Raw genomic sequence first — 13,366 nt, 5'->3', positions numbered from 1 at the left:
AGACTGGTCGGCGCTGCCCACGGGCGGCACGCCGCCTTAGCTCAGTCGGTAGAGCGCTTCACTCGTAATGAAAAGGTCAGGGGTTCGATTCCCCTAGGCGGCTCCACGCAGCAGATCTCGACCATCTCGCTAGGCTCATCCGATGAGCGTTCTCGTGTGTTTCCACGCCCACCCCGACGACGAGGTGTTCGGTACCGGTGGGGTGATCCGGCTGGCTGCCGACGCCGGGCATCGGGTGGTGTTGGTGACCGCCACCGACGGGGCTCTGGGCGAAGACCCCGATGGTGTGGTGCCACCGGGGGAGAGCCTGGTGGCGCACCGGCGGGCGGAGCTGGAGGCCTCCGCACAGGCACTGGGCGTGCACCGGCTGGTGATGCTGGACTATCCCGACTCCGGGATGGCCGGAACGCCCGAGAACGCCAATCCGGCCGCATTCGCGAACCTCCCGGTGGCGCAGCCGGCGCGCCGGCTGGCCGACATCCTCATCGAGGAGTCCGCCGACGTCGTCACCTTCTACGACAGCAACGGTGGCTACGGTCACCCCGACCACGTCGCTGTGCACCACGTGGGCCGCGCCGCGGCCGAATTGGCCTCCACCCCACACCGATTCGAGAGTGTGGCCAATCGTGACCGGGTGCGGGCGATGATGGCCGCCAACCCGGCGTGGGACGAGGAGCAGACCGGTCTGGACATGGACTCGTTCGGGGTACCCGACTCCGAGATCACCGTTGAGGTGGACGTGAGCGCGGTGATGGAGGCCAAGCGGGCGGCCATGGTCGCCCATGCCACCCAGATCGGCGACTTCGGTCCGTTCCTACAGATGCCGATCGACATGCTGCGCACCGTGTTCGGGGTCGAGTCGTTCCGCCATGCCGACGGGGCGCCACGGCCGCGGATGACATCGCTACCGCTGTGAGTTGGTCCGGGCCAGTCGAACACCGCCGAGGGTGGCGGCCACCAGGGTGATCAACGCTCCCAGGATGATCGCAGGTGCCTCGCCCGGGGAGAACAGGTCCAGCTGGGTGCCCAGGGTGGACGCCGAGATGGGCACCCCCAACTGGGCGGCAGCCAGCGCTCCGACCGCGACGGGTTGACCGAACGCGCGCATGGCCACATGCGCCAGCACGCCACCAAGCCCCAATGCCACCCCCACGGCGATCATGTTCGGGTGTCGGACGAGGTCGCGCAGGTCCAGCGATGCACCCAACCACACGAAATACAGCGGTCCCAAGAAGCCGTCGGCGACGGCGAAGATCTGTTTGGCCAATCGGCGGGGTTCGCCGATGGCGGCCACGGCCAACCCGAAACCGAAGCCGGCCAACAGGACCGACACGTGACTCCACGTGGCCAGTGCGGCCAGGGCGAACAGGATGGCCAGGTTGACCCGCAACTCGACGGCGAACTTTCGCTGCTGCGACACGTCGTGCAGACGTTGCCGTATCCCGTTGGCGTCGAAGTAGCGCAGCACCACGAACACCGCGATGGTCGCCGCGATCACGACCACCGACCCCAGCGCCGCGCGCGGTGCGTGCGCGCGGTCGATGACCAGCGGGACGGCCACGATGCAGATGGCGTCGGCGATCGCGATCTGCGGCAACAGTTGCAGGACCGCCGGTCCGGCCACCTTCTCCGATTCGATGATCGGCAGGGCGACCGCAGCCGAGGACGACGCCATCACCACTGCGTACAGCCCGATGTGGTCGCTGTTCACCGTCGCCGCCAGCGCCCAGCCCAGACCGGTGGCCACCACCCCCACCGCCACCGCCCGCAACGCCCCGATCCTGATGCCCGACAACAGATTCGGGTCCCGTACGGGGACGTGACTACCGGCGACGAACATGACCAACGCGAATCCCACGGTCGCCAGGAACTCCAGGGTGGGCTCGGTGGGGTCGATGAGGTCGAAAGCGCTGCGGCCGAACACCGCGCCCGCTGCCAGCTGGCCGATGATGACCGGGACACGTAGCCGCGACGGCGCGGCCAGCAGCGGACCGGCCAGCCCGATCAGCCCGATCAGAGCCAGCGTGGCAAAGCTCATCGCGGCGGACCGAGACCTGCGTGCATCTCCCAGACGATGACCTCGGCGCCGACGTCGGTACTCAGCCGCGGTCCGCCGACGTCGGTCAGGCGAACCGCGTCGCCGGTGTGCAACCGACCCACCCCCTCCATGTCCACCTCGCCGTCGGCGACGAACAGATGGGCAAAGGGGCTGTCGGGCAGGATGATCGGGGCCTGCCCTGCGCGCATCCGTGCCACATGCATGGCCGCGTGGCGATTGGCGATCCGGATGGCCGAATGGTCGGCGTGGGTGGGCATACCCGAGGCGATGGTGACCAGCCCACCGCCGTCGAGCTCGTCGTGCACCTCGAGTTGTTCATAGCTCGGGGCGATACCGGATTCGTCTGGCACCAGCCACATCTGGATGAACCGCACCGGCTCGACGGGCAGATCCCGCGTCGCCCCGGCTGGTTCGCGCACGCGCCACGAGTCGTTCCTCTCCGAGTGCAGGATCCCGGTGCCTGCGCTCATCCGTTGGGCCAGGCCCGGATAGATGACGCCGGAATGGCCCATCGAATCCTGGTGCACCAGCGCGCCCTGCAGCACCCAGGTGATGATCTCGGAGTCGCGGTGGGGGTGGGTGTCGAACCCGGCGCCGGGGGTGACCACGTCGTCGTTGTTGACCAACAGCAGCCCGTGGTGGGTGTTGCCGGGGTCGTAGTGGTCGGCGAAGGAGAACGAATGCTTCGAGTCCAGCCAGTCGATGCGGGTGGTGAAGCGTTCGTCGGCGCGCCGTACGTCGATGCCGGGCAGCTCAGCGGTGGTCATCCACGAGAGTCTACGAGCGGTCGACCCACCCGCCGGCGGGTTGCGCGCACCAGCAGCTACCGGTGTCGAGCCGGTGGGGCAGGCCCGCCATCAACTCGATTCCGGGACGTGGGGTGGCTGTGGTGGCACTGGCCATCGTCATGGTGCTCGGGTTCGTGTTCGTACCCACCTCCGGCAACCCCGACAACCTGCGCAACGTGGCGTTGGCGACGTCGATCATCGGCATCATCGCCGCCGGCAGGCGAGTTTGTGTCGGTCGGCCCAGCGGCTCAGCGCCTGGCGGTGGACTGTCGCAGCACCAGGTGGGCGGGCACCAGCACGCTGTCTTGCCCCGTGTCGTCGCCGTCGGCCTGACGGCGCAGCAGCTCCAATGCCGCGCGACCGGTCGCATCGAAGTCCTGGTGCACGGTGGTCAGCGGCGGGAAGTAGTAGCCGGACTCGGGAACGTCGTCGAAGCCCACGAGGCTCACGTCCTCGGGGATGCGGCGGCCTGCCTCGAACAGCGCTCGCGCGATGCCCAGAGCCATGTGGTCGTTGGCGGCGAACACGGCGGTGCAGTCGGTCACGCGGGCGAGCATCCGGCCGGCCTCATAGCCCGATGCGGGTGACCAATCCCCGCGCAGCAGTGGGGGTTCCTCCACGCCTGCACGCGTCAACGTGTCGCGCCAGCCCTTTTCCCGAGCACGCGAATCGTTCCAGTCGAGCGGCCCGGCGATGTGCCACACCGTCCGGTGACCCAGGGCCAGCAGGTGTTCGGTCGCCTGCACGGCTCCGCTGTACTGATCGATCGACACGTGTGAGGACGTCGGGCCCACGTCGCTGTCCCCGGTCACCATCGGGGTGCCCGCGGGAACGAAGGACGACACGGTCTCCACCGCAGCATCGACGGGCAGGATGAGAACCAGCCCCATGACGCCCTGGCCGAGGAGCCGATCGGCTGCAGCGCGTACCTGGGTTGGCCCGAGATCGAGGACCTGATCGGCGGTGACCGTGAGCCCAGATGCCAAGGCCGCCTGCCCGATTGCTGTCACCGTCGCCGAGGGCCCATACAGCGTGGAGCTGGGTGAGATGACGCCGACCACGTTGGACCGGCCGGTGACCAACACGCGCGCGCTGAGGTTGCGGCGGTACCCCAGCTCGGAGATCGCGACCTCCACCTTGCGGCGGGTGTCGGGTGAGACGTGGGGATGATCGTTGAGAACGCGGGACACGGTCTGGTGGCTGACCCCGGCCAGCGCGGCGACATCGTGCAGCGCTGGTCGACGGGTCATGGGGGTCACAGTAGTGGGGTGGGTGCGTCCACGGGCGGACGGTCCACCCACGGTCAAGACCTGCCTCGACATGGCCGAACAGACCGGCGCCAAGCCTCTTCTGGTCCGCTACGCCGGGTACTCGCTGAATCAGCAGACCGTGCCGACGCGCTCGACGAGATGTATGGCCAACCCGATACCCACCACGACGACACCACGGGTGAACACAGGTTCGGCAGGCTCACGTGGTGTCGTCGGCGAGAATGGCGAGTAGCGCTGACAACTGGGCGATCTGGGTGTCGTCCAACGCGTCGAAGTTCGGTGGGGCCGGGTCGTCGGTGCGCATCGCCTCGTCGACCAACTCGTGCCCGGCGTCGGTGAGCGACACCACCTTGCGCCGACGGTTGGTCGGGTCCACGCTGCGCTGCACCAGGCCGTCGCGCTGCAGGGCGGTGACGGCCACGGTGGCTGCGGGTGGGTCGATGGCTGCGGCCTCGGCGAGGTCGCTGATCGAGAGGGGACCGCCGCGTAGGCGGCGTAACAGCCGAACGTGGGTGAACGGCAGCCCGGTTCGCGCCATCAGCGCTCGACGCCACGGTCCGCGGTGGTCGATCACGAAGTGCGCCATGGTCTGCCAGGCGCGGTCGGCGTCGGGTCGCCGACTCATCGCTGGGTTGTTCATCGCTGGGCGGCCGGCACCGCGGTGGTGGTGAACAGTGCTGCGGTGTCCTGCGCGGTGCGTCGCGCCCGCGCGCTGGTGCTGAGGTAGCCCAGCACGGTGATGAGCGCCGAGGTGGCCACCACCACCCACCACAGCGGGACCATCGCGTCGGTGAAGGCCGACCCGCCCGCGGCCACGGTGGTGCCCACCACCGAGCCGCTGATGGCGACGCCGAGGCTGATCCCCAGCTGGCGGCTGGTCGAGGCGACCGCGGAGGCGGCGCCCGCCCGGTCGCGGGGCATGCCGCTGACCGCAGAGGTGGTGACCGGCGCATTGACCAGCGCGAAACCGATCCCGAAGATCGCGAACATCACGATGAGCTGCCAGACGGGGGTGCGCGGCCCCAGCGTCGTCATGAATCCCGCCGCCAACGCCAGCAACACGCCGGAGCTGACCAGCGAGGGCCGCGATCCGTAGCGGGCCACCAGACGCCCAGAGATCGGCGAGAACACCAGCGTCGCAACGGCGATCGGCAGGTAGATCACGCCGGTGTGCAGGGCACTGTAGCCGCGCACCTGCTGAAGGTAGATCGACATCAGGAACAGGAAGGCGCCGTAGGCGGCGAAGGCCAGCACCGCGATCACCGTCGCGGTGGAGAACGGCACCGACCGGAAGAACCGGATGTCGATGAACGGGGAAGCGTGGCGGCCCTCGAACCGCACAAACGCCACCAACGCCAGCGCGGTGATGGTGAAGATGCCCAGCGTGCGCGGATCGGTCCAACCCATCGATGGTCCCTCGATCAGCCCGAACACCAGCGACGCCATGAACGTCACCCCCAGCAGCTGGCCGATCGGATCGAATCGTCGCGCCGTGCCGCGTGATTCGGGGACGTATCGGGCGGTCAACGCGATGGCGGCCAGGCACACCGGGATGTTGATCCAGAACACCGACTGCCAGGAGACCGAATCGATCAGCACCCCACCCACCATCGGTCCCACAGCCATCGAGACACCGACCACGGCACCCCAGACGCCCACGGCGCGTGCCCGTTCGGTGCGCTCGGTGAACACCTGGGTGATGATCGACATCGCGACCGGGTTGAGCATCGATCCGCCGATGGCCTGGACGAAGCGCGCCGCGACCAGCATCCCGACACTGTCGGACAGGCTGCACAGCAGCGACCCGACGGCGAAGGCGGCCAGACCGACCTGGAACACCCGGCGGCGTCCGAGACGGTCGGCCGCAGCCCCCGACAACAGCAGCAGGCTGGCCAACACCAGGGTGTAGACGTCGATCACCCACTGCAGACCCGACACCGAGGCGCCCAGGTCGGACCGGATGGCCGGGATGGCCACGTTCACGATGGTCGCGTCCATGGACACGATGAACAGGCTGAGGCAGCAGGTGGCCAGGATGATCACCTTGCGACGGGGGCTCAGCGTGGACGCGTCGACCGTAGTTTCGTTGCTCACTCAAACAATTGTGTTCCTACAACTGTTGCTGATGCAAGTCAGCCCGGTCGGTCGGTGCGCAGAACGGCGTGTCGCACCAGGTCATGGCGCACGCCACCGTTGCCCAGTCGGGCGCCCCGCATGACGCCCTCCTCGGTCAGGCCGCAGGCTTTGGCCACCGCGCGCGAACCGACGTTGTCGGCGAAGGCGTCGAGTTCAAACCGGAACGCGCCGATGGCAAAGGCGTAGTCGATGAGCAGCCGGGTGGCTGCGGTGGCCACCCCTCGCCGACGTGCCCACGGAGCCACCAGATAGCCGATGCCCACCACTGCGGCCTCGTCGTCCAGCTCACGCAGGCTGCAGTTGCCCAGCACGGCGTCGGTGTCATCGCTGATGACGAGATGAACCTCGGGCCAACAGTTCTCGCGTGAGCGCGAGATGTAGTCGACGGCGTTGGCCGTGGTGTAGCCCGGCGGCACGGCGGTGAAGCGCACCGATTCGAGGTCGGTGCACATCGCCACGATGCCTTCGGCATCATCGGCTTGGGCGGGGCGCAACGTGATGGTCCCGTCGGTGAGTGTGGGGGTGTGGCGTGGCCAATCCATGCGGGTCATGCAATCACCTCAGGTGGGCTGGTGGCCAAGCGATTTCATGAGTTCGGCGATGACGGCCGCGCGCTCAGGCGTTGCGTCGCTCGACGCCCTGGTCAACGCCGACACCGGAACCGACAACCGACCCCGGTCCTCGCGAATCTGTGCCAACGCCACCACCGGGGTTTCGTCGTAGAGGACCGACCACGAATCGGGACGGTTGAGCAGATCCAGCGGTGCGGTGTGGTCCGGGGCGATCGGTGGTCCGAATCGGATGGTCAGTCCGGCCGCGGTGAAGGCGGTGTTGATCACCTCGTGCAGCAGGATCTGTCGTTTACGCGGCGGCAGGATGAGCGGGAACTCGGCCAACTCCTCCAGCGACACCGTCGTGCGGCCGGCCAGCGGATGCTTGTCTGACATCGCGACCATCAGCTCCTCCACCCACAGCCGGTGCACGCGCAGCCGCTTGTCGGTGACCGAACCGCGGATCAGCGCGATGTCGACATCGCCGGTGATCACGGCCTCCACCCGCTGGTCGAAGTTCTTGATGACGAACTCGATCTCGACGTCGGGGTGGTCGTCGCGCACCGCCGACACCGCAGTCAGCGACCGACGTGCGAAAGACATGTTGGCCGCCAGGCGGATTCGCGAGCCGGGGTCGGCCACCGCGGCGAAAGCCCGGGTGCGCAGATCCAGCATCTGTCGGGCGATCGGCAGCAGTCGTTCGCCTGCGGCGGTCACCGACACCGCGCGGGTGGACCGCTCCAGCAGAGTCACCCCCAGCTCGCGCTCCAATCGCGCGATCTGATGACTGATGGCGGACTGAGATATGTAGTTGCGCTCGGCGGCGCGGCTGAAACTGAGCTCATCGGCTACTGCCACCAGGTAGGCCAGTTGACGGAGTTCCATGTCAGATTCGCCTCTCGATGCACGGGAGAACCGGCAGGCACCGGCATTGATTAGCTTTCACGATAAGTGACATCTGATCTACACGCTTGTTCCCAGGACGTGATCACCGCACCATTGACGTTGTCACTCATGAAACCGCTGTCGTGGGACACAACGACGTCTCGCAGGGCAGCTCACACCGGCTACCGACCACACAACGGTCATCGCCTCCAGCGCAAGGGGTACGACATGCCTGATCACGCCATTGACCTGGCCACCACCACCGATGTCGTCATCGTCGGATCGGGGTTCGGAGGGCTGGCCGCCGCCAAGCGATTAGGCCGATCGGGTCTGTCGGTGACGCTCATCACGGCCAATGCGCAGTACCTCTTCCAGCCGCTGCTCTACCAGGTGGCCACCGGCATCCTCGACAGCGCGACCGTGGCCCCCAAGGCCGCCGACCTGCTGGCGCGCCACCAGAACATCACCGTCGTGGAGGGCACGGTGGTCGATGTGGACGCAGAGGCCTCCACGGTCACCTACGTAGGCGCGGACGGCGAGCACACACTGGCCTTCTCCTCGCTGATTGCTGCCACCGGCGCGTCACAGTCGTACTTCGGTCGAGATGACTACGCCGATCGCACCTTCGCGCTCAAGTCGCTCGAGGACGCGACGGCATTGCGCGCACAGATCCTCGACCGGCTCGAGCTGGCCCGCACCACCACCGATCCCGAGGTGCGAGCGGCCGCGTCGAGCTTCGTGATCGTCGGTGCGGGAGCCACCGGTGTGGAGGTGGCGGGTCAGATCGCCGAGGTGGCTCGGCGGCACTTCAAGCAGGAGGTGTCGATCACGCTGGTCGACGGACTGCCAAAAGTGCTGCCCGCCTTCGGTGGTTCGCTCAGCGACTACGCGGCGCGCACCCTGCGTAAGCACGGCGTCGAGGTGGTGCTCAACTCGTTGGTCACCGACATCTCCGACGGAGTGGTCACCGTCGCCGTCGACAAGGGCGCACAGACCCGCTCGTTCCGGGCCGACACCATCGTGTGGTCGGCGGGGGTACGGGCCGCCGACTTCGCCGAGATCTTGGCCAAGGCCACCGGCTGCGAGACCGATCGCGCCGGGCGCCTGCTGATCAACCCCGACCTCACGGTCGGTGGAGTGGCCACCATCTACGCCATCGGCGACATGACCTCGCTCAAGGGATACCCGGGTCAGAGCCCGGTCGCCATGCAGCAGGGTCGCCACGCGGCCGACATCGTCGCCCGCAAGAAGTTGCCCGGCACGGAGTTCAAGTACTTCGACAAGGGCTCGATGGCCATCATCAACACCGGCAGCGCCGTGGTGAACGTACGCGACCTGATCAAGATGAACGGGCTGCCCGCGTTCGGGGCGTGGCTCGCGGTGCACGTCTACTACCTGGCCGGGTTCTCCAACCAGCTGACCGCGATCGCCCGGTGGCTCGGGTCGTTCATCGGCCGCGACCGGCGCGGATTCGACGAGGCGCAGGCCCCGAAGGTCGAAGCCACCCGCTGACCCGTCGAGCGTGCCGAAATGACCCGTCGAGCGTGCCGAAATGATCCGTCGAGCGTGCCGAAATGACCCGTCGAGCGTGCGGTCACAGGCGTGTCACCGTCACCCGATGACGGTTTCGGTACGCGCGTAGGTGCTCTCCACGGCGTCTTTGAACGGACGCCACCAGGCCTCGTGCTCGCGATACCAGTCGACCGTGGCTGACAGGCCGCTGCGGAAGTCCACATACCGTGGCTGCCAACCCAACTCGGTGCGTAAACGAGTGGAGTCGATCGCGTAGCGAAGGTCGTGGCCGGGTCGATCTGTCACCCGATCGAACGCATCGGTGGGTTGACCGAGCAGCTCCAGGATGGTCTGCACCACGGTGGTGTTGTCGCACTCGCCGTCGGCGCCGATGAGATAGGTCTCGCCTGCGGTGCCCCTGTCGATGATGGTCCACACCGCGTCGTTGTGGTCGTCGACGTGGATCCAGTCGCGCACGTTGGTGCCCTCGCCGTAGAGCTTGGGCCGAACCCCGCTGAGCACGTTGGTGATCTGGCGTGGGATGAACTTCTCGACGTGCTGATACGGCCCGTAGTTGTTGGAGCAGTTCGACAGTGTGGCGTGAATCCCGAACGAGCGCACCCATGCTCGCACCAACAGGTCGCTGCCGGCTTTCGTGGAGCTGTAGGGACTCGACGGGTTGTACGGAGTCGCCTCGGTGAACCGCTCGTCGGTGTGCAGCGGCAGATCGCCGAACACCTCGTCGGTCGAGATGTGGTGCAGACGCACGCCATGGCGGCGCACCGCCTCGAGCAGGGTGTAGGTGCCGACGATGTTGGTCTGCACGAACGCCGACGGGTCGACCAACGAGTTGTCGTTGTGGGATTCGGCGGCGAAATGCACCACCAGATCGGTGCGGCTCACCAGATCGTCCATCAGTGCCGGATCGGCGATGTCACCCTTGATGAACTCGATGGCGTCACCGAACTCGGCCAACGTCTCGGGGTTGGCGGCATAGGTCATCGCGTCGACCACGGTGACGGCCACCTCGGGCCGTTCACGCAACGTCAACCGCACGAAGTTCGCGCCGATGAAACCGACACCCCCGGTCACCAGAACTCGCATGGACACCGCTTCCTCTCCCTGTGCCCAGCGACCTTACCGTCGAACGGTTGCTCGCCGCGCGGCGATGTTTGTGCTTAGGGTGAGGCCCATGCGGGGAATCATTCTGGCCGGGGGGACCGGATCGAGGCTGCATCCGATCACCCTGGGTGTGAGCAAACAGTTGGTGCCGGTCTACGACAAGCCGATGATCTACTACCCGTTGTCCACCTTGATGCTGGCAGGTATCCGGGATGTGCTGGTCATCACCACTCGCGCTGACGCCGAACACTTTTCGCACCTGCTGGGTACTGGTGAGCAATTCGGCATCTCGATCACCTACGCGGTGCAACCCGAGCCGAACGGACTGGCGCAGGCGTTTGTCATCGGGGCGCAGCACATCGGTGACGACTCGGTGGCGTTGGTGTTGGGCGACAACATCTTCTACGGCCCCGGTTTGGGCAGCCAGCTGATGCGATTCTCCGACGTCGACGGTGGTGCCATCTTCGCCTACTGGGTGGCGCAGCCCAGCGCCTACGGTGTGGTCGACTTCGACGCTGACGGCAAAGCGGTTGCCCTGCAGGAGAAGCCGGAGAACCCGCGGTCCAACTACGCGGTGCCCGGGCTCTATTTCTACGACAACGACGTGATCGAGATCGCCAAGGGACTGTCCCCCAGCGCCCGGGGTGAATACGAGATCACCGACGTCAACAACGCCTATCTGCAGCAGGGTCGCCTGGCGGTGCACGTGCTGCCGCGGGGCACCGCGTGGCTGGACACCGGCACGTTCGACTCGATGTTGGATGCGGGAAATTTCGTCCGAACGGTGGAACAACGACAGGGCCTCAAGATCGCCGTGCCCGAGGAGATCGCCTGGCGGCGCGGTTTCATCGACGACGACCAGTTGGCCGCCCGTGCGCAGACCCTGTTGAAGTCGGGCTACGGCGCCTATCTGCTCACCATCATCGAACAGGGGCGTTGACGTGCAGGTGCGGCCGCTGACCATTGCCGGGGCGTGGGAGCTGACCCCGGTGCAGCACGGCGACCCGCGGGGGGTGTTCCTCGAGGCGTTCAAGGCGCCGGTGCTGGCCGAGACCATCGGCCACGACTTCACGGTGGCCCAGGTGAACATGTCGGTGTCGGCGGCAGGAGTGCTGCGTGGGGTGCATTTCGCTGATGTGCCCCCCGGTCAGGCCAAGTATGTGATGTGCCCGGTGGGTGCGGTGCTCGATGTCATCGTCGACATCCGCATCGGCTCGCCCACGTTTGGGCAGTGGGATTCGGTGCTGCTCGACGACACCGATCGGCGCGCGGTGTACATCTGCGAGGGACTGGGGCACGCGTTCTGCTCATTGCAGGACGGCTCCACCCTGACCTACCTGTGTTCCACCGGCTACAACCCCGGCGGCGAACATGGCATCCATCCGCTGGACCCCGGAGTGGGCATCGAGTGGCCCACCGTCGGGCGCAACGGGCAACCGCTGACCTACTCGCTGTCCGACAAAGACTCTGCGGCACCAACTCTGGCGCAAGCCCAGACTCAGGGACTGTTGCCGAGCATCGGTGACGTCGAAGCGTTCCTCACCCCCTGACCCGTCGACCGTGCCGAAAACGGGCGTCGACCGTGCCGAAAACCAGCGTCGACCGTGCCGAAACACCGCATTGGCTGGGCGGAAGCCGAGATCCCGTGGGCGCGAATCCAGCGTGGAGTGTCAGTCGCCGGGGAACTCGGGGACCGCTTTCTGGCGCAGCCAACGCTGCCACAGTGCCGACAACGAGGTGTCGCTGTAGCGGGCGGCGAGGTCGGTGAAGTCGGCGGTGCTCACCGAGCTGTACCGGTAGTCACGCGTCCACTGCCTGAGCATGGCGAAAAATGCCTCATCGCCCACCGACAGCCGTAGCGCGTGCAGGGTGAGTGCTCCACGCTTGTAGACGCGGTCGTCGAACATCGAGGCCGGACCCGGATCGCCGATGATGATGTCCTTGCGCCCGGCCGCCAACGCCCGGTGGTGGCGGCGGGCCAGTGCGTCGGCGGTCTCCTCACCGGCGCGCTCGGACCACAACCATTCGCTGTAGCAGGCGAAACCCTCGTGCAACCAGATGTCGGTCCACCGGCTCAACGTCAGTGAGTTGCCGAACCACTGGTGTGCCAGTTCGTGGGCCACCAGCCGTTCGCTGCCGCGGGTGCCATCGCAGTGGTTGGCGCCGAAGGTCGACAAACCCTGTGCCTCGATGGGTATCTCGAGATTGTCGTCGGTGACCACCACCGTGTAGGCAGGAAACGGGTAGGGCCCGAACATGTCGCAGAACTCGTCCATGATCTGCTTCTGACGACCGAAGTCGTGAGCGAAGTTCGACGAGAGGCGTTCAGGCAGAACGGCACTGATGCGTACCGGCCGAGAGGACAGCGTCTTCTGCACGTACGGGCCGATCTGCAGGGTGGCCAGGTAGGTGGCCATCGGTTCGACCTGCTCGTACACCCAGGTGGTCTGGGCGGCCTTGGTTCGTTTGCGCGCTAGCGTGCCGTTGGCTATGGCCACGTACGGCGAGTCGGTGGTGATCGAGATCAGGTACGGCGCTTTGGAACTCGGATGGTCGTCACAGGGAAACCAGGAGGCGGCCCCGTTGGGCTGATTGGCGCACAGCGCCCCCTCGGTCAACTCCTCGAAGCCCACCTCACCCCACGGACCACGGATCGGACGCGGTGAACCGCCGTACTTGACGGTGATCGTCATCGCTGCGCCCGGCGGCAACGCATCGGTCATGGTGATGGCAATTTTGTTGTCCCGGTGGGAGTACCGCGCCGGGCGACGACCGTTGACCGACACCCGCGACACCGTCAGCGACGTCGCCAGATCCAGGGTGAACCTGGTCAACCGGGTCAGGGAGGTGGCGGTGATGATCGCGACCCCGGCCAGTCGGTTGCTGGCCACCTTGTACTCCAGGTCCAGCTCGTACCGGCTCACCCGGTAACCCAGGTTTCCGTTCTTGGGCAGGTAGGGATCGATGCCGTCGGTCGGATCGCCGAGCAGCGGGCCACCATTGGTCGGTGTCACGCGCTTGTCGGTCTTGCTCGGCACTGGA

Annotated in this window: 14 protein-coding genes and 1 tRNA gene; 5 read left to right on the top strand and 10 right to left on the bottom strand. The window is 66.7% G+C overall.

Features of this window, described 5'->3' with window-relative positions; translation table 11 throughout:
* The first annotated feature begins 30 nt into the window (after positions 1–30).
* Together KIK15_RS10090 and KIK15_RS10085 are read left to right on the top strand one after the other, a co-directional pair.
* A tRNA-Thr gene (locus KIK15_RS10090) sits at positions 31–106 on the top strand.
* 36 nt (positions 107–142) lie between these two features.
* On the top strand, positions 143–916 hold the full coding sequence (locus tag KIK15_RS10085) for a PIG-L deacetylase family protein (RefSeq protein ID WP_214244088.1): 774 nt from the start codon (positions 143–145) through the stop codon (positions 914–916).
* On the opposite strand, the gene KIK15_RS10080 is transcribed toward KIK15_RS10085, so the two are convergent.
* The 8 genes from KIK15_RS10080 to KIK15_RS10045 form a co-directional block, all read right to left on the bottom strand.
* On the bottom strand, positions 905–2,038 hold the full coding sequence (locus tag KIK15_RS10080) for a cation:proton antiporter (RefSeq protein WP_214244087.1): 1,134 nt from the start codon (positions 2,036–2,038) through the stop codon (positions 905–907). The genes KIK15_RS10085 and KIK15_RS10080 overlap by 12 nt on opposite strands.
* Positions 2,035–2,826, bottom strand: coding sequence for a pirin-like bicupin family protein (locus KIK15_RS10075; protein WP_214244086.1), 792 nt, complete (start codon positions 2,824–2,826; stop codon positions 2,035–2,037). The genes KIK15_RS10080 and KIK15_RS10075 overlap by 4 nt, the downstream gene beginning before the upstream one ends.
* Positions 2,827–2,836: 10 nt before the next feature.
* Complete coding sequence (locus tag KIK15_RS10070; RefSeq protein ID WP_214244085.1) at positions 2,837–3,046, bottom strand: hypothetical protein; 210 nt, start codon at positions 3,044–3,046, stop codon at positions 2,837–2,839.
* Between the two features lie 49 nt (positions 3,047–3,095).
* Entirely contained in the window at positions 3,096–4,097 is a 1,002-nt protein-coding gene (locus tag KIK15_RS10065) for a LacI family DNA-binding transcriptional regulator (protein ID WP_214244084.1), read from the bottom strand.
* Between the two features lie 220 nt (positions 4,098–4,317).
* Positions 4,318–4,743 carry a MarR family winged helix-turn-helix transcriptional regulator gene (locus KIK15_RS10060; protein ID WP_214244083.1) on the bottom strand — a complete coding sequence of 142 codons (426 nt, stop codon included), beginning with the start codon at positions 4,741–4,743 and terminating at the stop codon, positions 4,318–4,320.
* 11 nt (positions 4,744–4,754) lie between these two features.
* Positions 4,755–6,212, bottom strand: coding sequence for a DHA2 family efflux MFS transporter permease subunit (locus KIK15_RS10055; protein ID WP_307851819.1), 1,458 nt, complete (start codon positions 6,210–6,212; stop codon positions 4,755–4,757).
* Positions 6,213–6,250: 38 nt separating this feature from the next.
* Positions 6,251–6,805 (bottom strand): GNAT family N-acetyltransferase, encoded by a 555-nt coding sequence (locus KIK15_RS10050; protein WP_214244082.1) that lies wholly within the window; start codon positions 6,803–6,805, stop codon positions 6,251–6,253.
* A 9-nt stretch (positions 6,806–6,814) separates the two neighbouring features.
* Complete coding sequence (locus KIK15_RS10045; protein ID WP_214244081.1) at positions 6,815–7,690, bottom strand: LysR family transcriptional regulator; 876 nt, start codon at positions 7,688–7,690, stop codon at positions 6,815–6,817.
* 228 nt (positions 7,691–7,918) lie between these two features.
* On the opposite strand from KIK15_RS10045, the gene KIK15_RS10040 reads away from it, so the two are divergent.
* Positions 7,919–9,202, top strand: a complete 1,284-nt coding sequence (locus KIK15_RS10040) for an NAD(P)/FAD-dependent oxidoreductase (RefSeq protein ID WP_214244080.1) — start codon at positions 7,919–7,921, stop codon at positions 9,200–9,202.
* 99 nt (positions 9,203–9,301) lie between these two features.
* Here KIK15_RS10040 and rfbB read toward each other — a convergent pair whose 3' ends face one another.
* A complete protein-coding gene (rfbB, locus tag KIK15_RS10035; protein WP_214244079.1) occupies positions 9,302–10,306 on the bottom strand; it encodes a dTDP-glucose 4,6-dehydratase in 1,005 nt (334 codons plus the stop codon).
* An 88-nt stretch (positions 10,307–10,394) separates the two neighbouring features.
* Between rfbB and rfbA the strand changes: the two genes are divergently transcribed.
* Both rfbA and KIK15_RS10025 read left to right on the top strand, forming a co-directional pair.
* On the top strand, positions 10,395–11,264 hold the full coding sequence (rfbA, locus tag KIK15_RS10030) for a glucose-1-phosphate thymidylyltransferase RfbA (RefSeq protein ID WP_214244078.1): 870 nt from the start codon (positions 10,395–10,397) through the stop codon (positions 11,262–11,264).
* 1 nt (position 11,265) lies between these two features.
* On the top strand, positions 11,266–11,874 hold the full coding sequence (locus tag KIK15_RS10025; RefSeq protein WP_214244077.1) for a dTDP-4-dehydrorhamnose 3,5-epimerase family protein: 609 nt from the start codon (positions 11,266–11,268) through the stop codon (positions 11,872–11,874).
* A 120-nt stretch (positions 11,875–11,994) separates the two neighbouring features.
* On the opposite strand, the gene KIK15_RS10020 is transcribed toward KIK15_RS10025, so the two are convergent.
* Positions 11,995–13,362: a M1 family metallopeptidase gene (locus KIK15_RS10020; protein WP_374222842.1), complete on the bottom strand. Its 1,368-nt coding sequence runs from the start codon at positions 13,360–13,362 to the stop codon at positions 11,995–11,997.
* Positions 13,363–13,366 lie beyond the last annotated feature (4 nt).

Source organism: Williamsia sp. CHRR-6 (assembly GCF_018474015.1).
Taxonomy (GTDB): domain Bacteria; phylum Actinomycetota; class Actinomycetes; order Mycobacteriales; family Mycobacteriaceae; genus Williamsia_A.
This window is presented reverse-complemented; position numbering and strand designations above follow the sequence as displayed.